The organism is Mycobacterium sp. TY814 (genome assembly GCF_030755175.1).
Lineage (GTDB): Bacteria > Actinomycetota > Actinomycetes > Mycobacteriales > Mycobacteriaceae > Mycobacterium.
Genome location: NZ_JAUFRY010000002.1, coordinates 346,819 through 366,535, shown reverse-complemented (window position 1 = coordinate 366,535; position 19,717 = coordinate 346,819). Strand labels below are relative to the sequence as shown.

Annotated in this window: 15 protein-coding genes and 1 pseudogene; 5 read left to right on the top strand and 11 right to left on the bottom strand. The window is 68.1% G+C overall.

Features of this window, described 5'->3' with window-relative positions:
* Nucleotides 1-74: 74 nt before the first annotated feature.
* Nucleotides 75-1,586 (bottom strand): NAD(P)/FAD-dependent oxidoreductase, encoded by a 1,512-nt coding sequence (locus QXH22_RS15535; protein ID WP_306276220.1) that lies wholly within the window; start codon nt 1,584-1,586, stop codon nt 75-77.
* 131 nt (nt 1,587-1,717) lie between these two features.
* Between QXH22_RS15535 and QXH22_RS15530 the strand changes: the two genes are divergently transcribed.
* Nucleotides 1,718-2,920: a CdaR family transcriptional regulator gene (locus QXH22_RS15530; protein ID WP_306276218.1), complete on the top strand. Its 1,203-nt coding sequence runs from the start codon at nt 1,718-1,720 to the stop codon at nt 2,918-2,920.
* Nucleotides 2,921-3,416: 496 nt separating this feature from the next.
* The gene (locus QXH22_RS15525; protein ID WP_306276217.1) at nt 3,417-4,463 is read left to right on the top strand and encodes a hypothetical protein; all 1,047 of its coding nucleotides are present in this window, start codon (nt 3,417-3,419) and stop codon (nt 4,461-4,463) included.
* An 82-nt stretch (nt 4,464-4,545) separates the two neighbouring features.
* On the opposite strand, the pseudogene QXH22_RS30480 reads toward QXH22_RS15525, so the two are convergent.
* The 9 genes and pseudogenes from QXH22_RS30480 to QXH22_RS15475 all read right to left on the bottom strand — a co-directional run bounded on the left by QXH22_RS30480 (nt 4,546) and on the right by QXH22_RS15475 (nt 15,918).
* Nucleotides 4,546-6,419 (bottom strand): annotated as a pseudogene (locus tag QXH22_RS30480) (PE family protein).
* A 145-nt stretch (nt 6,420-6,564) separates the two neighbouring features.
* Complete coding sequence (locus QXH22_RS15510; protein WP_306276216.1) at nt 6,565-7,392, bottom strand: CoA ester lyase; 828 nt, start codon at nt 7,390-7,392, stop codon at nt 6,565-6,567.
* Nucleotides 7,392-7,961: a MaoC family dehydratase gene (locus QXH22_RS15505; RefSeq protein WP_306276215.1), complete on the bottom strand. Its 570-nt coding sequence runs from the start codon at nt 7,959-7,961 to the stop codon at nt 7,392-7,394. The genes QXH22_RS15510 and QXH22_RS15505 overlap by 1 nt, the downstream gene beginning before the upstream one ends.
* Nucleotides 7,958-9,124 carry an acyl-CoA dehydrogenase family protein gene (locus tag QXH22_RS15500; protein ID WP_306244709.1) on the bottom strand — a complete coding sequence of 389 codons (1,167 nt, stop codon included), beginning with the start codon at nt 9,122-9,124 and terminating at the stop codon, nt 7,958-7,960. The genes QXH22_RS15505 and QXH22_RS15500 overlap by 4 nt, the downstream gene beginning before the upstream one ends.
* Nucleotides 9,125-9,130: 6 nt before the next feature.
* A complete protein-coding gene (locus tag QXH22_RS15495) occupies nt 9,131-11,119 on the bottom strand; it encodes an acetyl/propionyl/methylcrotonyl-CoA carboxylase subunit alpha (RefSeq protein ID WP_306276214.1) in 1,989 nt (662 codons plus the stop codon).
* Between the two features lies 1 nt (nt 11,120).
* Complete coding sequence (locus QXH22_RS15490) at nt 11,121-12,698, bottom strand: carboxyl transferase domain-containing protein (RefSeq protein ID WP_306276213.1); 1,578 nt, start codon at nt 12,696-12,698, stop codon at nt 11,121-11,123.
* Nucleotides 12,695-13,342, bottom strand: a complete 648-nt coding sequence (locus QXH22_RS15485) for a CoA transferase subunit B (RefSeq protein ID WP_306276212.1) — start codon at nt 13,340-13,342, stop codon at nt 12,695-12,697. The genes QXH22_RS15490 and QXH22_RS15485 overlap by 4 nt, the downstream gene beginning before the upstream one ends.
* A gap of 91 nt (nt 13,343-13,433) precedes the next feature.
* On the bottom strand, nt 13,434-14,177 hold the full coding sequence (locus tag QXH22_RS15480; protein ID WP_306244716.1) for a CoA transferase subunit A: 744 nt from the start codon (nt 14,175-14,177) through the stop codon (nt 13,434-13,436).
* Nucleotides 14,178-14,280: 103 nt separating this feature from the next.
* Nucleotides 14,281-15,918 carry an AMP-binding protein gene (locus QXH22_RS15475; RefSeq protein ID WP_306276211.1) on the bottom strand — a complete coding sequence of 546 codons (1,638 nt, stop codon included), beginning with the start codon at nt 15,916-15,918 and terminating at the stop codon, nt 14,281-14,283.
* Between the two features lie 66 nt (nt 15,919-15,984).
* On the opposite strand from QXH22_RS15475, the gene QXH22_RS15470 reads away from it, so the two are divergent.
* Nucleotides 15,985-16,626 (top strand): TetR/AcrR family transcriptional regulator, encoded by a 642-nt coding sequence (locus QXH22_RS15470; RefSeq protein WP_306244718.1) that lies wholly within the window; start codon nt 15,985-15,987, stop codon nt 16,624-16,626.
* Between the two features lie 61 nt (nt 16,627-16,687).
* Nucleotides 16,688-17,470 (top strand): MmpS family transport accessory protein, encoded by a 783-nt coding sequence (locus QXH22_RS15465; RefSeq protein ID WP_306276210.1) that lies wholly within the window; start codon nt 16,688-16,690, stop codon nt 17,468-17,470.
* Here QXH22_RS15465 and QXH22_RS15460 read toward each other — a convergent pair.
* Nucleotides 17,467-18,840: an MFS transporter gene (locus QXH22_RS15460; RefSeq protein WP_306276209.1), complete on the bottom strand. Its 1,374-nt coding sequence runs from the start codon at nt 18,838-18,840 to the stop codon at nt 17,467-17,469. The genes QXH22_RS15465 and QXH22_RS15460 overlap by 4 nt on opposite strands.
* A gap of 65 nt (nt 18,841-18,905) precedes the next feature.
* Here QXH22_RS15460 and cmrA point away from each other — a divergent pair, with 65 nt between their 5' ends.
* Nucleotides 18,906-19,712 carry a mycolate reductase gene (gene cmrA, locus QXH22_RS15455; protein WP_306244724.1) on the top strand — a complete coding sequence of 269 codons (807 nt, stop codon included), beginning with the start codon at nt 18,906-18,908 and terminating at the stop codon, nt 19,710-19,712.
* Nucleotides 19,713-19,717 lie beyond the last annotated feature (5 nt).

The following is a 19,717-nucleotide window of genomic DNA, read 5'->3' as shown; positions in this document are numbered from 1 at the left end:
GCCGACCGCGTCCAGCAATCCCAGAAACCCGGTCTGGGGCGGCACCGCCCGCAGCGGCAACGGCGACACCCCGCTCAGGCCGGAACGACCACGCGGCTGGGCAGGTCGGCCGAACTGGTCAGCTTCAGGGCCGGGTCGACGACGTCGCCGTCGCGCAGCGACTTGACGTCGGTGTAGTAGCTCATCGACGTCAGCCATGGCTGCCCGGCGCCCTGGCGGGGCAGTTGATCAACCGCGCGCTGGACGTACCCGGCCCCGAAGTCCAGCAACGGACGGGTCGGCATGCCCGGGTCGTCGAGGACCGGGCGTGCGGTGTCGTAGCCGTGGGCGTCCATGTACGTCAGCAGTCGGCACAGGTGCTCGCACAACAAGCCGACCTTCAGCGTCCACGAGGAATTGGTGTAGCCGATGGCGTACGCGAAGTTCGGCACGTCGGAGAGCATCATGCCCTTGTAGGCGACGTGATCGGGCATGTTGACCGGCTCGCCGTCGACGGTGAGGGAAATGCCCCCGAACGCCTGCAGGTTCAAACCCGTTGCGGTGACGATGATGTCGGCGTCGAGTTCGCGTCCGGACTCCAGCAGAATGCCCTTTTCGGTGAACGTTGCGATGCGATCGGTGACCACCGACGCGCTGCCGTTCTTGATCGCCTTGAACAGGTCGGAGTCCGGCACCGCGCACAGCCGCTGGTCCCACGGGTTGTAGGTCGGGCTGAAGTGTTCGTCGACCGGGTAGTTCTCCGGCAGCTGCTTGGCGTTGAGGTACCGGATGACCTTCCTGGCCACGGTCGGATACTTCTGGCAGAACTCGTATACCGCGCGCTGCTGGAGGATGTTCTTGCGGCGGGCCAGGGCATAACCGCGCTTGCCGCCGAACACCTTCTGCGCCGTGTTGGCAATGACGTCCTTCGACGGCACCGGCATGATGTACGTCGGCGAGCGTTGCAGCATGGTGACGTGTCCGGCGCGCCCGGCCATCGCCGGCAACAGGGTGACAGCGGTGGCGCCGCTGCCGATGATGACCACCTTCTTGCCGGTGTAGTCCAGGTCCTCGGGCCAGTGCTGCGGGTGCACGATCTGGCCGGTGAAACGCTCGCGACCCTCGAAGTGTGGCGTGTAGCCCTCGTCGTAGCGGTAGTAGCCGCCGGCGCAGAACAGCCAGTTGGCGCTGATCTGGGTCCGCGTCCCGGTGTCGGTCTGCTCGATGTCGACGACCCAGCGGGCGTCGGCGCTCGACCAGGACGCCCCGTGCACCTTGTGGTGGAACCGGATCTTGCGGTCGATGCCGTTCTCGGCGGCCGTCTCCCGCAGGTAGGCGAGGATCTTGTCGGCGGTCGCGATCGCGTCCTCATCGCGCCATGGCTTGAACTCGTAGCCGAAGGTGTGCAGGTCGGAGTCGGAGCGAATTCCGGGGTAGCGGAACAGGTCCCAGGTACCGCCGGTGGCCTCGCGTGCCTCCAGGATCGCGTAGCTGCGCCCGGGGTGCTCGCGCTGCAGGTAGTAGGCGGCGCCGATACCGGAGATGCCGGCCCCGATGATGAGCACATCGACATGCTCGATGGTGGTGTCTACGGCTGTGTAGGACATGGTCTCGACTCCTGACAAGAGTGAACTGTTGTGTTCCATCGTGACCGCTTGCACCGAACGGCCCAAGATAAGATCTGCCCAATCTGACCGGTTCTGTGGTGCAAAGTGCACCACCAATTTACTGTGGCTAAATGGTTTGGAAACTCCCGTCGGAGCCGGTCAGGGAACTGATTCGGCAGTGCGCGCAGATCAGCGTCAATCCCCGGGCCGAATGGCTCGACGAACTCGACGCCGAGGTGCTTGCCGCCAGTCCCGCGATCGCCGCCGATCCGGAACTGGCCGCGGCGGTGAGCCGGAGCAATCGGGCCAACCTGTACTTCTGGGGAGCGGCCAATGTGCGCGACCCCGGGGCGCCGGTGCCGCCGAACACCGGTCCCGAGCCGATCAACATCGCGCGCGAGGTGGCGCGCCGCGGCCTGACGGCTTTCACGCTGGATGCCTACCGGGTGGGCGAAGGCGTGGCGTGGCGGCGCCTGATGGAGATCGCCTTCGAACTGACCTCGGATCCGGCCGAACTGCACGAACTTCTGGACGTGTGTTCCCGGTCGATCAGCGCCTTCATCGAGGGCACGCTCGCGGGCATCGCCGAGCAGATCGACCAGGAGCTCGACGACCTCACCCGCGGGACCCACGCCGAGCGACGCGAGACCGTCGCCCTGATCCTCGAGGGGGCCCCGATCACCCGCAAGCGTGCCGAGGCCCGGCTGGGCTATGCGCTGACCGGGCCGCACACCGCGGCGGTCATCTGGAGTGACGACCCTGCCGGCGATATGGCCCGGCTCGATGCGGCCGCAGAGGCGCTCGGCCACGCCGCGGGAGTTCGGCCGCTGACCATCCTCGCCAGCGCCGCAACTCGTTGGGTGTGGGTGCCGGCCAGGTCGATTGACACTGCCGCGCTGAGCCATTCGATCGATTCCGACATCCGCGTCGCCATCGGCCCGTGCGCCGAGGGAATAGACGGGTTCCGCCGCAGCCACTTCGACGCCATCACGACGCAACAGATGATGGCGCGACTGCAATCGCCGCAGCGCGTCGCGCTTTTCGCCGACGTGGAACTGGTGGCGTTGATCACCGCCGATACCGACCGCACTACCAAGTTCATCCACCACGCGCTCGGCGACCTGGAGACGGCAGGAAGCGAACTACAGGAATACGTGCGTATTTTCGTCCACGAGCAGTGCAACGCATCGCGTGCGGCGGCGCGGCTCTACACCCATCGCAACACCCTGTTGCGCCGCTTGGCGCGCGCCGACGAACTGCTGCCGCGGCCCCTTGCCCAGAGCAGTGTCAACGTAGCCGTGGCACTGGATGTGCTGCGCTGGAGTGGCCGGTAGCGAGTTCGTCTCGGCGCGATCTTTATTGAATTTCGCGAATCCCCTGCGGCCGCAGACAAGAGCCGTTAGTGTTCATTTCAGGGTCGGGGGACCCAAACTCAGGGGTCGGGGGACCCTAAAATTCAAAACCATTACAGCGCTGGAACATGCGCGTTCGGGTTGCGCTCGCGAGAGGCCGGGATGCCGCGTGCGTCGTTGTGGTCCGCATGCGCAGACCATCGATCGCGCACGCGGGATCCAGGCCCTGGCGACTTCGCTTCGCGGCCGGGCATTGCGGGCGCGCATTCTCTCTATCGTCACGCCGTGGCCGCCGAACTGCGCCGCGTCCAGTACCCCGGTTCGGCCCTCTCAGTGGGATGATGACGAGGTGGCTGACGGCGAAACACCCTCAGAAGTCTCCGGCGCATCCGAACAATCGGCGCCCGCCGGACCACCTCCCGCGGCAGCGCCGGCGCCCGCACCCACGGCGAACAGGCCGGTAAAGACAACATGGAAAATGTTGTTCGCTGCCCTGCCGGGACACCTGGCCACCGGGCTGACTCACCTCGGTCGGTGGCTGACCCAGCTGGGCCGGTGGCTGGCCCGATTGGGCAGGCGCCTCGCGCGCCTCGGTGAGATCAAACCCACTCCGCTACAGAAGCTCGCCCTGCTCAGCGGACTTGCCGCGGCGAGTATCTTTGGAGCGCTGGCGTTTCCGGCCAATCCGATCGGACAGGCGTGTGTCATCGCTTTCGTTCCCGGACTCTGTATCGCCATCGGCGTCTACGGCACGCGCTGGCACGTCGGGCAAGGACTCGATCAGCACCTGATCCGAGCCACTCAGACGGCGGTCCATACCACCTTGCAATTGCGGAAAACGGTCCACTACGTCGACGAACGTCTTTCCGCGGCGCAGACTCACCTCGAGAGCGGCGGTGACGAGGGTGCGCTGATCGAGATAGTGCGCGCCAGGACCGCGACCGAATTGTCCCTCGGTGTTTCGGAAGTCCGGCCACGGCAGTGGGATTCGGCACGCGCGGTCCAGGCCGCCGGGGAAACCCGCGGCTCTTCGGTGACCCGGGCCGCGACTGACGGCGAGTTCATCAGCGGCAGCGTCGCGCGGGTGGAAGACCAGTACACCGTGATCCTCAATCGCGGCGCGGTGCACGGTATACGGCCGGATATGGTCTTCGCGGTACTGGCAGACGGGGGTGATCCGATTCTCGACCCCGAGACGGGTGAGGTGATCGGCGAACTGCCCGCCGAAAAGCTGCGCGTCAAAGTCGTTGACGTGCAACCGAAATTCTCGCGTGCGGTGACCTTCCGCACGTCGACTCCCGCACTGGTTGCCTACCCGGCGATGAGCATGTACTCGCTGAGCGCCGCAGGGGAGGTCGGGACCTTCGACTTCAGCGACGAGTCACTCAGCAGAATGCTCGAAAACGAGTTCGCCGAAACGACTTTCGTTCGCGAGAAGATCGCGACCGCCAAGTCCGACGCGCAGCCGGTCCGGCCCGAAGCGGCGATCGACGTCGGCGATCGGGTCCGCCAAGTCCGCTGCTGAGCCCCCGGAATCTGTAGGCAGCCGGCCTGCCCCGGAGCGCCCCGGGCGGCTTGATGGCACCCCAGTGGCGCGCGAAGCCCCACTACCCGGCTGTTCCGTTCGCGCCCTGGTTGCCCGGGTTGCCGTTAGGGCCAGACGGAGGTGTGACTCCCCCGCTGCCACTCGCACCGCCGGCGCCGACCGTGCCGGCGCCACCGCCTGTGCCGCCGGCACCACCCGATCCAGCCGCCCCGCCGGTGCCGGCAGCACCGCCCAGGAGCCCGCCACGTCCGCCCACTCCACCGGGAATACCGCCGGCACCACCGTTCCCGCCGTCGCCGCCGTTGCCGGCATCACCACCTGCGCCACCGGCACCACCGAAGGTGGTTACCCCTGGCACGCCGACTGCTTTGCCGCCGGTGCCGGCGTCACCACCCGCCCCTCCGGCAGCGCCCAACCCGCCGATCCCCCCGGCACCGGCACTCCCGCCGTTGCCACCGCTGCCGAACAGCCCTACGGCCGCACCGCCATTGCCACCCACACCGCCTGCCCCGCCGTTGCCACCGTTCCCGCCGTTGCCTCCGTCGCCGCCGGCGCCACCGGCTCCGCCGGTTGCCGTGATACCCGAGGAACTGCTGGTGCTGTTGACGGTCGCGTTTCCGGCGTTGCCGCCGAGGCCACCGCCGCCCCCGGCGGCGCCGTTGCCACCGGCACCGCCCGCACCACCTACGCCGCCGTTGCCGCCATTACCGAACAGGGTGCCTCCGCTCCCTCCGGCGCCGCCCGCGCCGCCGGCACCGCCGTTTCCGCCGGAAACGCCGGTCACGCCGCCGGCCCCGGAGCCGCCGCTTCCTCCCCTGGTGGCACCGACGCCGGAGGCGGTGAGTGCGTTGCCCCCGGCGCCACCGTCGCCGCCGCTGCTGCCCGGGGCCACCCCCGCGGACCCGTTGCCTCCGTTACCGCCGATAGCGGTGCCGTTCACACTGGTTATCGTCGCGTCACCCCCGGCACCGCCGTCAGCGCCGGCTCCGCCCGCGATCGAGACACCGCCATTGCCCCCGGCGCCGCCCGTGGTGACCAGGCTGTTCCAGACGTGGATGTCGCGCTCGCGCCGTCGCCACCCGCACCGCCGGTAGGAGTCAGGCCAGCCCCGGCGTCGCCGGTGCCGCCAACAGAACCGGTCCGGCTGCCCGGGCCGCTGACATCCGGGGGGCTGATGCCGGCACCGGCCGCGGGGCCGGGAGTTGGGTTGCCTGCGGTTCCGGCGGCGCCGACGCCGCCGGTGCCACCGTTGCCTCCGGCGCCGATCAAGCCGGCATTTCCGCCGGTGCCCCCGGCCGCTCCCATCCCGCCATTGACGCCGGCCACCCCGACGCCGCCGGTCCCGCCCGGACCGCCATTGCCGTACAACCATCCGCCGGATCCGCCCGCACCGCCGGCCGCGCCGGCACCGCCGGCCCCGCCCGCACCGCCGTTGCCCAACAACCCGGCGGCGCCGCCGGCACCTCCCGGCTGGCCGAAGGCGCCGGGCGCGCCGTTCCCGCCGTTGCCGAACAACAGCCCGCCCGGCCCGCCGGCCTGCCCCGGCGCCGTCCCGTCGGCACCGTTTCCGATCAGCGGACGTCCGAGCAGCAGCTGAGTCGGCGCGTTGACGATGCCGGCCACACCCTGCTCCAGCGCCTGCAGAGGTGACACGTTGGCTGCTTCGGCCGCCGCATACAGGTCCGCACCGGTACTCAGTGCCCGCACGAACTGCGCGTGAAAGGCGGCGGCCTGTCGACTGAGGGTCTGGTACCCCTGGGCGTGTGCGCCGAAGACCGCCGCAATGGCGCCGGATACCTCGTCCGCGCCCGCAGCCACCACTCCCGTGGTCGAGGCTGCCGCCGCCGCACTGGCCGCGTTGACAGCCGAACCGACATTTGCCAGGTCGGTCGCCACCGCCGCCACCGACTCCGATACGACCGTCACAAAAGACATGCCCGATCTCCTCACCCGAACAGGACACCCGGCGTGCAACGGCAACCGCCGAGAACACAGACAGCCAGCATCGTATGCCGAATGTGCGTGCCTTCGGAACGAGAAATATTTGAGGTTTCGGTGTTTCGCTCTGCGGGGGTCCCGATCAGCCGGCGTCTGAAAGGGGCTCCCCCGCCCGCCGCAGCATCGCCTCCGCATGCCGCAGCACCGGTGAGTCCACCATCTGCCCCTCGAACGCGAACACCCCGCGCTCCGTCTTGGCCGCCAGCAGTACCCGGCGTGCCCAGTCCAGGGTTTCGTCGCTAGGCCGGTACGCCCTGCGCACCACGTCCACCTGGCTGGGGTGGATGCACACGGTTACGTCGAATCCGACCGCCACGGCATCGACCGCCTCCGTCTGCAGGCCTTCCACATCCCGGATGTCCAGATGCACGGCATCGAGCGCCAAGCGGTCAAACGCACTGGCCGCCAACAGAATTGTGGAGCGGACATGGCGCGCCACATCGCGATAGGTGCCGTCCGCGCGCCGGCTGGAGCTGCCGCCCAGGGTGGCGATCAGATCCTCCGCACCCCACATCATCCCGACGGTGCGCTCGGCCGCCGCGATCTCGGCAGCGAACAAGGCACCCCGCGCGGTCTCCACCAGAGCGATCACGTCGCGCGGCGCAAGCGCCGCTACCTGAGCCGCCGACTCGGTCTTGGGCAGCATCACCGTCGTGTACGCGGTGTGCGCCAAGGCTTCCAGATCGCGGGCCTGGTCATCGGTGCCGGCGGCGTTGATCCGCACGACCGTGCGCTCCGGGTCCAGCGGGGTGTCCCGCAATGCCTGGCGTGCGGCCGCTTTCTCCGCCGCCGAGACACCGTCTTCCAGGTCCAGGATCACCACGTCGGCGGCCGCGGCCGCCTTCGCGAAACGTTCGGGACGATCGGCCGGGCAGAACAACCATCCCGGCCCGGCGGCACGCAGACTCATCAGGCCTCCCCGGCGGGGCGCTTCTGCACGAGCGTCGTGCGCACCGCTTTTGCCACGACATCGCCGTGCTGGTTGCGCCCGGTGTGCTCCAGCGTCACGATGCCTTCGCCCGGGCGGCTTTTCGACTCCCGCTTGTTGGTGCACACGGTCTCGGCGTACAGCGTGTCGCCGTGAAACATCGGCTTGGGGAACGACACTTCCGAGAAGCCGAGATTCGCGACGATGGTGCCCAGCGTCAGCTGCGCGACGGACAGCCCGACCAGCGTGGAGAGCGTGAACATCGAATTGACCAGCCGCTCACCGCGAAAGCCCGGTTGGTCGGCGGCCCACGCCGCATCGAGATGCAGCGATTGGGTGTTCATGGTGAGCGTGGTGAAGAGCACGTTGTCGGCCTCGGTCACGGTGCGCCCGGGCCGGTGCAGATAGATCGTCCCCACCTCGAACTCTTCGAACCACAGGCCGCGCTGGACGACTCGCTTGGGGCCCTGCGCGCCGACTGTGGAATCTGCGACGCGACTCGCCGGTGCAGCGTCGCCGGATTCACGCTCGGCGGGTGTCTCCGCCGTCACGACAGCCCCAGCGAGCGGGCGATCAGCATCAACTGCACCTCCGTGGTGCCCTCGCCGATCTCCAGAATCTTGCTGTCCCGGTAGTGACGGGCGACCGGGTACTCATTCATGAATCCGTAGCCGCCGTGAATCTGGGTGGCGTCGCGGGCGTTGTCCATCGCCGCCTCCGAGGAGATCATCTTGGCGATGGCCGCCTCCTTCTTGAAAGGCTTGCCGGCCAGCATCTTTGCCGCCGCGTCGTAGTACGCGGTGCGCGCGACGTGTGCGCGCGCTTCCATGCGCGCGATCTTGAAGCTGATCGCCTGGTAGGAGCTGATCGGCTGGCCGAAGGACTGCCGCTCGTTGGCGTATTTGACGCTCTCGTCCACGCAGCCTTGTGCCACCCCGGTGGCCAGTGCGGCGATCGCGATGCGGCCCTCGTCGAGGATCGACAGGAAGTTGGCGTAGCCCTTGCCGCGGGTGCCCAGCAGATTCTCCTCGGGCACCCGCGCGTCGTCGAAGGTCAGCGGATGGGTGTCCGAGGCGTTCCAGCCAACCTTGTTGTAGGTCGGCTCGACGATGAATCCCGGTGTGCCGTTGGGCACGATGATGGTCGAGATCTCCTTCTTGCCGTCCGCGATGGTTCCGGTGACGGCGGTGACGGTGACCAGTGAGGTGATATCGGTGCCGGAGTTGGTGATGAACTGCTTGCTGCCGTTGACGATCCATTCGCCACCCTCGAGGCGCGCTGTGGTGCGCGTGCTGCCGGCGTCGGAGCCGGCGCCCGGTTCGGTGAGCCCGAACCCGGCCAGCGCCCGTCCGGCAAGCAGATCGGGCAGCCACTGCTGCTTCTGTTCCTCGGTACCGAAGCGGAAGATCGGCATGGCACCCAGACCGACGCCCGCCTCCAGGGTGATGGCCACCGACTGGTCGACCTTGCCGAGTTCCTCGAGCGCCAGCGACAGCGCGAAGTAGTCGCCGCCCATGCCGCCGTACTCTTCCGGGAAGGGCAGGCCGAACAGGCCCATCTCCCCCATCTTGGCGACGACCTCGTACGGGAAGCTGTGCTCCTCATCGTGTTTGGCCGAGACCGGCGCCACGACGGTGCGCGCGAAGTCGGCCACCGTGTCGCGGAGGTCCTCGTATTCCTTGGGGATGGTCCCTGCGGGAATCGTTGTCGTCATGATTCGCTATTCCTTGCCTTCTGTTGCTGTGCCCGGGACCAGCCGGGCCAAGACCTGATCGACGGTCACCTGGTCGCCGACCGACACCAGTACCTCCACCTGCCCGGAGACCGGTGCCGCCAGCGAGTGCTCCATCTTCATCGCCTCGACGACCACCACCACGTCGCCCTCCGAAACCTCGGTGCCCGAATCCGCCTGTACCGCAATGACACTGCCGGGCATGGGGCTGACGACCTCTGCGGGGCGCTCGCCTGCCGCACGGTGGATCCGGTGTTCCTCAGCCTCCCGGATATGCCAGGTGCCACGCTCGTCGGCGATCCACAGGTGCCGGCCGGCTTCGGCCCAACGGTAGTCCCGGCGCACGCCGTTCAGCGCAACGCTCATGCGCCCCGGCGCGATCTGTGCACTGGCAGTTACGGTTTCACCCTCGCCGACCTGCACCTCGGCCGCATCCGGCAGGCCCCACACAGAGACGGTCTCGGTGCGCTGCGGAGTGCGCATCGCGGTGCGCACCGGCGCGGCGGCGGCTCCGATCCGCCATCCGGTCGGGGCGGCCCACAGGTTGCCGCGTGCGCGCCGCTGTAGAGCCCACTGGACATACAGACCACCCGCGGCAAACACATCGTCAGGCGCCGCCAGCGGTTCGAAGTCCTCCAGTCGCTCGTCGAGCAGGGCGGTGTCGAGGTCGCCGGCCTGCACCCGTTCGTCGGCCAGCAGGAACCGCAGAAACTCGACGTTGGTCTGCACACCGAGCACCGCGGTTCGCGACAGTGCCTGATCGAGCCGTGCCAGCGCCTGCGTCCGGTCACTGCCGTGCGCGATCACCTTGCTCAGCATCGGGTCGTAGTCGCTGCCGACCACGGTGTCGGCCAACAGCGAAGAGTCCACGCGCACACCGGGTCCGGACGGCTCGACGACCTGTAGTACCCGGCCCCCGGTGGGCAGGAACCCGCGCGCCGGATCCTCGGCGTACACCCGGGCTTCGATCGCATGCCCGCGCAGTTCGATGTCGTCCTGGGCGAACGCGAGCTTCTCGCCGGCGGCCACTCGTAGCTGCCACTCGACGAGATCGAGCCCGGTGACCGCCTCGGTGACCGGGTGTTCCACCTGCAACCGGGTGTTCATCTCCATGAAGAAGAACTCGTCGGGGCGTGCGGCGGACACGATGAACTCGACGGTGCCGGCGCCGACGTAGTCGACGCTGCGGGCGGTGTTGCACGCGGCGGCGCCGATCCGCTCGCGCGTCGCCGCATCCAGCAACGGCGAGGGCGCCTCCTCGATCACCTTCTGGTGGCGCCGTTGCAGGCTGCATTCGCGCTCGCCGAGATGCACCACGTTACCGTGCGTGTCGGCGAGCACCTGCACCTCGATGTGCCTGGGCCGCAACACAAAACGTTCGAGGAACAGCGTGTCGTCACCGAAAGCCGAGGCGGCCTCGCGCCGCGCGCTCACCAGTGCATCTCGCAACCGGGCGGGTTCCTCGACCATCCGCATGCCTTTGCCGCCGCCTCCGGCCGAGGGCTTCACCAGCACCGGGTATCCCACGTCGCCGGCCGCCGCGATGAGCTCGTCGTCGGTCAGTCCCGGTCGCGCGATCCCGGGCACCACCGGCACCTCGAACGCGGCGACGGCGTTCTTGGCGGCGATCTTGTCGCCCATCACTTCGATCGCGTGCGCGGGAGGCCCCAGGAACACCACCCCGGCACGGTCACACGCCGCAGCGAATTCCGCGTTCTCCGAGAGGAATCCGTAGCCGGGATGAATCGCCTGCGCCCCGGTGCGCGTCGCGGCGTCGATCACCTTGGCGATGTCGAGGTAACTTTCGCGGGCCGCCGCAGGTCCCAGCCGCACCGCGGTGTCGGCCTCCTGCACGTGCCGCGCATCGGCGTCGGGGTCGCTGTAGACGGCGACCGAGCGGATACCCAGCCGGCGCAGCGTGCGGATCACCCGCACCGCGATCTCGCCGCGGTTGGCCACTAAGACAGTGTCAAACATGTCACATCCGGAAGACGCCGTAGGAGACCGATTCCAGCGGGGCATGGGCGCACACCGAAAGCGCGAGCCCGACAACCGTTCTGGTATCGGCAGGGTCGATGATGCCGTCGTCCCACAGACGGGCGGTCGAATAGTAGGGATTGCCCTGGTCCTCATACTGCTCGCGGATCGGCGCTTTGAACGCCTCTTCCTCCTCGGTCGACCAGGGCTTGCCGGAGGCGGAAAGCTGTTCACCGCGCACGGTGGCCAGCACCGAGGCGGCCTGTTCGCCGCCCATCACCGAGATGCGCGCGTTCGGCCACATCCACAGGAATCGCGGCGAGTACGCCCGTCCGCACATCGAATAGTTGCCCGCGCCATAGGATCCGCCGATCACCACGGTCAGCTTCGGGACTCGCGCACACGCCACCGCCGTCACCATCTTCGCGCCGTGCTTGGCGATGCCGCCGGCCTCGTAGTCGCGGCCCACCATGAACCCGGCGATGTTCTGCAGGAACAGCAGCGGGATCCGGCGCTTGTCGCACAGCTCGATGAAATGCGCTCCCTTGACCGCGGATTCGCTGAAGAGCACGCCATTGTTGGCGATGATGCCCACCGGGTGGCCGTGGACGTGCGCGAAGGCGGTCACCAGTGTCTTGCCGTAATTGGCCTTGAACTCGCTGAACTCGCCGCCGTCGACCAGGCGCACGATCACCTCGTGAACGTCGTAGGGCACCCGCGGATCCGGGGGCACCACGCTGTAGAGGTCGGTCTGGTCGAATGTGGCGTCCACCGTCGACGCGATGTCCCACTGCGCCGGCTCCCGCGGTCCGAACGTTGCCGCGATCGAACGGACGATCCGCAGCGCGTCCTCGTCATCCTCGGCAAGATGGTCGGTGACGCCGGACACCCGCGAGTGCAGATCCCCGCCGCCGAGTTCTTCAGCCGTGACGATCTCGCCGGTGGCCGCCTTCACCAGGGGTGGGCCACCGAGGAAGATCGTGCCCTGCTCGCGGACGATGACGGCCTCGTCGCTCATCGCCGGCACATACGCGCCACCCGCCGTGCACGACCCGAGAACCGCAGCGACTTGCGGAATTCCCTTGCCGCTCATGGTCGCCTGGTTGTAGAAGATCCGGCCGAAGTGCTCGCGGTCGGGAAAGACCTCGTCCTGGCGGGGCAGGAAGGCGCCGCCGGAGTCGACGAGGTAGATGCACGGCAGCAGGTTCTGCAGGGCGACCTCCTGCGCGCGCAGGTGCTTCTTGACCGTCATCGGGTAGTAGGTGCCGCCCTTGACGGTGGCGTCGTTGGCGACGATGACGCACTCGCGCCCCGACACCCGCCCGATCCCGGTGATGATTCCCGCGCCCGGAGACTCGTCGCCATACATGCCGTTGGCGGCCAGCGCGCCGAGTTCGAGGAACGGGCTGCCCGGGTCGAGCAGGCGGTCCACCCGTTCGCGCGGCAACAGTTTGCCGCGGCTGACATGGCGCTCGCGGGCGCGCTCGTTACCGCCGAGGGCGGCCGCGGCCAGCTTCTCGTTGAGGTCGGCGACCAATCGGCGATGTTCGTCGGCGAAAGTCGGTGCGATCGTCGTCACCGCGCCACCAGGTCCGAAAGAATAAGCGGCGGCTGGGTTTTAGCAGTTACTTCGTCAACCGAGACGTCCGGGGCGGTCTCGATGAGATGCAGGCCGTTGTCGCGGACGTCGATGACGGCCAACTCGGTGACGATCCGGTTGACACAGCCCACGCCGGTCAACGGCAGGGTGCAGCGCTCCAGGATCTTCGGGCTACCGTCCTTGGCGGCGTGCTCCATCATCACGATCACCTTGCGGGCGCCGTGCACCAGGTCCATCGCGCCGCCCATCCCCTTGACCATCTTGCCCGGGATCATCCAGTTGGCGAGGTCGCCGGTGACCGAAACCTGCATGGCGCCAAGGACAGCCACGTCGAGGTGGCCGCCGCGGATGATCCCGAATGAGGTGGAGGACCCGAAGAACGACGCGCCGGGCAGGACGGTCACCGTCTCCTTGCCGGCGTTGATCAAATCGGCGTCGACGTCCTCCCGTTTCGGGTAGGGCCCGACGCCGAGGATCCCGTTCTCCGAGTGCAGGACGACATGCACTCCGTCTGGGATGTGGTTGGGGATCAGCGTGGGCATACCGATGCCCAGGTTGACGTACTGACCCTCGGTGAACTCGGAGGCGATGCGAGCCGCCATGTCGTCCCTCGTCCAGGTCACAGCTTGCCCCTTTCCCCCGCGAGTGTGCGGCCAGCTTCACATTCGTCGCCGAGCGTGCGGCCAGCCTCACGCTCGGCCAAACCGGCAGCCCTCACCGCACCGTCTCCTTCTCGATTCGCTTCTCCGGATCAGGCACGTGCACCACACGCTGCACGAAAACACCCGGCGTGTGCACGGTGGCCGGATCGATCTCACCGGGCTCGACGAGGTGTTCGACCTCGGCGATGGTGATCCGGCCGGCGGGTGCGCATTCAGGGTTGAAGTTGCCGGCGGCGTAGCGGTACACCAGGTTGCCGTGCCGGTCGCCCTTCCAGGCGTGCACCAGAGCGAAATCGGTGCGGATTCCCCGCTCGAGAACGTAGGTGACGCCGTCGAACTCGCGGGTCTCCTTGGGCGGCGACACGATCGCCACCTCCCCCGAGGCGTCGTAGCGCCACGGCAGCCCGCCGTCGGCGATCTGGGTGCCCACCCCTGCCGGGGTGTAGAAGGCGGGAATGCCCATCCCGCCGGCCCGCAGCCGCTCGGCCAGGGTGCCCTGCGGGGTCAGCTCCACTTCCAGTTCACCGGACAGGAATTGGCGTGCGAATTCCTTGTTTTCGCCCACGTAGGACGAGACGGTGCGGCGGATTCTCTTGTGCTGCAAGAGCACTCCCAGTCCGATCCCGTCGACTCCGCAGTTGTTGGACACCGTCTCCAGATCGGTGACTCCGAGGTCGGCCAGCGCCGATATCAAGGCTTCCGGGATGCCACACAGCCCGAATCCCCCGACGGCCAGGGAGGAGCCGTCGGTTATGTCCGCGACCGCCTCCGCAGCGGTCGCCACCACCTTGTCCATGTGTCGCAGAGCCTCCGATTTCAGTTAATAATCATTAACTCAGGCAGTGAGAATACCATTCCTGACCGGGCGCGTCCAGGGTGGGTGGGCCGCTCAGCAGCGGCTATGGACCGCCGGCGAGCCACTCGATCGCCGCCTGACGCATCTCGACTTTGCGAACCTTGCCGGTCACCGTCATCGGGAACTCCGCGACGAGTCGCAGGTACCGCGGGATCTTGAACCGGGCGATGCGGCCGGCACAAAACTCCCGCAGCGCATCCATGGTCAACTCCGCCGCCTCGTCGCGGAGCCTGACGACCGCCATGATCTCCTCGCCGTAGCGTTCGTCCGGCACCCCGATGACGTGGACGTCGGCGATGTCGGGATGGGTATGCAGGAATTCCTCGATCTCGCGCGGCGAGATGTTCTCGCCGCCGCGCATGATGATGTCCTTGATGCGACCGGTGATCTGCACGTAGCCGCAGTCGTCCATCGCGGCCAGGTCTCCGGTGTGCATCCAGCCGTCGGCGTCGATCACCTCCGCCGTCTTCGCCTCGTCGTTCCAGTACCCCGACATCACCGAATAGCCGCGGGTACAGAACTCACCGGACACGCCACGGGGCAGCGTCCGGCCGGTATCGGGTTCCACCACTTTGACTTCCAGATGCGGACCGACGCGCCCGACGGTGCCGACGCGTCGCTCCAGCGTGTCGTCGGTGCGGGTCTGAGTCGATACGGGACTCGTCTCGGTCATCCCGTAGCAGATCAAGACACCGGGCATGTGCATGCGCTCGATCACCTGACGCATCACTTCAACGGGGCAGGGGGCGCCCGCCATGATCCCGGTGCGAAGGCTGTCCAGCCGGTAGTCGGCGAAGTCGGGCAGGCCGAGTTCGGCGATGAACATCGTCGGCACCCCGTACAGGCTCGTGCAGCGTTCGGCCTGCACCGCGCGCAGGGTCGCCGCGGGATCGAAGCCCGGCGCCGGGATCACCATGCAGGCACCGTGGCTGGTCGCCGCGAGGTTGCCCATGACCATGCCGAAGCAGTGGTAGAACGGCACCGGGATGCAGATCCGGTCATGTTCGGTGTACTCGAGCAACTCCCCCACCAGGAAGCCGTTGTTGAGGATGTTGCGATGACTGAGCGTGACACCTTTCGGGTAACCCGTTGTGCCGGAGGTGTATTGGATGTTGATCGGATCGGCGGGCCGCGGTGTCGCGGCCGCTGGTGCGGTCAGATCGGCAGGCGTGGTGGCCAACTCGTCCCAGCGACCGGTGCTCATGATGACCACGTCGCGCAGCGCACCACAGTCCGGCCTGACCTCGTTCAGCATCGACAGGTAGTCGGCATCCTTGAACCCGGCGGCGGCGATCACCATCGCAACGCCGGATTGCTGCAGCGCGTATAGCAATTCGCGCGCACGGTAGGCGGGGTTGATGGTCACCAGGATCGCCCCGATCTCGGCGGTGGCGTATTGGACAAGGACCCATTCCCACCGGTTGGGCGCCCAGACACCGACCCGGTCGCCCGGGCCGATGCCGGCCCGCAACAGCCCGGTCGCCAACCGGCGCACGTCGGCGACGAACTCGGTGTAGCTCCACCGCCGGCCCGCCGCGACATCGACGAGTGCCTCGCGGGTTCCGAACACCGCTGCGGTGTCCGCAAGATTCGCGCCGATGGTCGTCTCCAGCAACGCGGGAGTATCCGGACCGCGTTCGTAGGAAAGCGGTTCGGGTTCTGCGGCTTCGGTGGTTGCCACGGTTCCTCCGGCCGGTGATCGGGTGCTACGTTAGTGACGATTAACCGACATGTCCAGGAGGCCGTCATGCCAGCGTCCGCCCCGGACAGCGAACCCGGGCAGCCGGAGCCGCCAAATCGACGCAGCCAGTTGAAGTCCGATCGGCGCCAACAACTTTTGTCGGCCGCCGAACGGTTGTTCGCCGAGCGCGGATTCCTCGCGGTGCGGCTGGAAGACATCGGCGCTGCCGCCGGCGTCAGCGGTCCCGCCATCTACCGGCACTTCCCCAACAAGGAGTCGCTGTTGGTCGAGTTGCTGGTGGGCATCAGCGCCGGCCTGCTCGCCGGTGCGCGCGCCGTACAGGACCGCGGTGTCGACGCGGCAGCGACCCTGGACGGGTTGATCGATTTCCACCTCGATTTCGCCCTCGGCGAACCCGATCTCATCAGGATTCAGGACCGTGACCTCGCGCACCTGCCCGCGGCCGCCGAACGGCAGGTACGCCGCGCGCAGCGGCAGTACGTCGAGATCTGGGTGGGCGTGCTGCGCGAGTTGAATCCCGATCTCGCCGAAGCCGACGCGCGGCTGATGGCGCACGCCGCGTTCGGGTTGCTGAACTCCACGCCGCACAGCATGAAGTCGGCCGACACCAAATCGGCGCGGGCGGCGCGCTCGCGCGCGGTCATGCGGGCAATGACCCTCGCGGCGCTGACCGCCGGTGGTCGATAGCCGTTGGGGTGCCGGTCGCGAAACCCCTCCGCCGCAATGCCCGGTACCCTTCGAAGTGGATATGAACGATCCACGTCGCACCCAGCAATTCGGTCCCCCTCAACCGGGGTCTGGTTCGTCATGGGCGCAGCACCCTGGGAATTCGGAGCCGATCGACTACCCCGCCTACGCCGACGAGATGCCGTACGCCAGCTACGGCGGGGGTGGTTCGGCGTGGTCGCCGGGCGGATACGCGCCCAATCCCACCCAACAGTTGCCGCCCCAGTACTGGCAGCCGGAGGGACCGCCGAAAAACGAGGAGCCGCCCGAAGGGCCACCCCGTTCACCCCGGTGGTTGTGGTTCGTGGCCGGCGCGGCGGTGTTGCTCGTCATCGGGTTGGTCGTGGCGCTCGTCATCGCCAACGGGTCGCTGAAACAGCAGACCGCGATCGAGCCGCTGCCGCCGGTGACCAGCACCACCGTGGCTCCTCCGACAACCCTGACAACGCCGCCCACCACCACCCGCAGGGCGCCGCGCACCACGACGACCGCCCCGCCGGGTACGACCACGCCTCCCGGCGTTCCCAACACCCCAGGGGCCATGCAGACGGTCGTCTACAGCGTCTCCGGTGAGGGCCGCGCCATCAGCGTCATGTACATGGATGCCGGTGACATGATCCAGACCGAGTTCAACGTGGCCCTGCCCTGGACCAAACAGGTCAGCCTGTCCACCTCGGCGAAAGCCCCGGCGAGCGTCACGGTGGTCAATATCGGCCACGAGATCACCTGCTCGGTCACGGTGGCCGGGGTTCAGGTGCGGCAGCGCACCGGCCAGGGCCTGACCATCTGCGACGCTCCGCGCTAGCGGCTTTCCGTCACCGCGTACCGCGGAACCCGCACTTTGAGCATCGCCAACAGTCCCACGAACAGCACCAGGCAGATGCCGCCCAGACCGGCCCGGGCGACGCCGAAGATGTCGACGAAGACGGAGAACAGCCACGGCGCCAGGAACGCCACGGCGCGGCCCGTCATCGTGTAGAGGCCGAACGCCACGCCCTCCTTGCCGTGCTGCGCCATGCGCAACAGCAGCGCCCGCGCCGACGACTGCGACGGCCCGATGAACAGACACAGCAGCAGCCCGCACACCCAGAAAGCCAACGCCCCGGAAAGAGCCAGCAGGCTCAGCCCCGCGGCGAGGATCGCCGTCAGCGACACGACGATGACGGGCTTGGATCCCACCCGGTGGTCGACCAACCCGCCCAGCACCGCACCGATCGCGGCGACCACGCTTCCGGCGACCCCGAAGATGAGCACATCGGCCTTCGACAGCGTGTAGACGTTGACCCCGAGGACCGCGCCGAACGCGAATATCGCCGCCAGGCCGTCCCGGAAGATCGCGCTGGCCAGCAGGAAATAGACGAGATTGCGGTCCCGCCGCCACTCGGAGGAGATGTCGATCCAGAGCCTGCGGTAGCCGCCCAGCAGGCTGGTCTGGGGAACGGCCTCCGCCGTCTGGCCGTCGGGCACGCGATGGGCGACGAACAGCAGCGGCAGCCCCAGTATCGCCAGCCACGCCGCGGCCAGCAGCATCGCCTCCCGCACATTGAGCCCGTCGTTGGTCGACACGTGCAGCAGGCCGCGCTCGTCGCCGTCGCCGGTCATGAAGCCCAGGTAGACCAGGATCAGTAGCAGCACACTGCCGACGTATCCCGCTGCCCAGCCGAATCCGGAGATGCGCCCGGCCGTCGCCGGCGTCGAAAACTCCCGCAGCATCGCGTTGTACGGAACGCTGGCCAGGTCGCCGCACGCGGCGGTCGCGGCCAGCAGCGCCAGGCCCGCGAAGAAATAACCGGGCCGATCGTGAATCTGTGACATTGCGCACGTCGTCGCGACCGCGCACGCGGTCAGCACTCCCAGAGCGACATGCCGCCGATGCTGAGAGACCACCCACACGCCCACGACGGGTGCCAGCAACGCGACCACGATTCCGGCGACGGCGGCGAATCGCCCCAACCAGCTCTCCGGAGTGGCACCACCGGGGGTGCCCTCCCCCACGCTGCTGGTCAGGTAGACCGAGAAGACGAAGGTCGCGGTGATCGCGTTCAGGCCGGTCGAACCGCAGTCCCACAACGCCCAGGCCACAATCCGGGTTCGTGAGGAGCGTTGCCGGGCCGGCTGCGCATTCGCGGCCACGGCGCCCTGGCGGTCGGTGGCGCCCGGCTGCGGCTCAGTCATGCACGAAACTCTATTAGTTGTGGCGGGGAGCCGGTCTGCCCGATGCCGTGTCTACGATCGTCTGCATGCCGATACCCGCTCCCAGCCCAGACGCGCGCGCGGTTGTCACCGGAGCTTCGCAGAACATCGGCGAAGCGCTGGCCACCGAGCTGGCCGCGCGGGGCCACAGCCTGATCATCACCGCGCGCCGCGAGGACCTGCTCAACCAGCTCGCCGCCCGGCTCACGGACAAGTACCGCGTCACGGTCGAGGTGCGCCCGGCCGACCTCGCCGACCCGTCCGAGCGCACCAAGCTCTGCGACGAACTGGCGACCCGGCCCATTTCGATCCTGTGCGCCAACGCCGGCACCGCGACCTTCGGCGCGGTCGCCGACCTGGACCCGGCCGGCGAAAAGGCTCAGGTGCAGCTGAATGCCGTTGCGGTGCACGACCTTACGCTTGCGGTGTTGCCGGGCATGATCGCGCGCGGCGCCGGCGGCATCCTGATCTCCGGCTCGGCGGCCGGCAATTCGCCGATTCCCTACAACGCGACCTACGCGGCCACCAAGGCCTTCGCGAACACCTTCAGCGAATCGCTGCGCGGAGAAGTCCGCAAGCACGGCGTGCACGTCACGCTGCTGGCGCCCGGCCCGGTGCGCACGGACCTGCCCGAGGGCGACGAACGGTCCCTGGTGGAGAAGCTGGTGCCCGACTTCCTGTGGATCTCCACCGAACACACCGCGCAGGTCTCGTTGGATGCGTTGGAGCGCAACAAGATGCGCATCGTCCCAGGCCTGACGTCCAAGGCGATGTCGGTGGCCAGCGGGTATGCGCCGCGGGCCATCGTGGCGCCGATCGTGGGTGCCTTCTACAAGAAGCTCGGCGGCGGGTAGCCGCC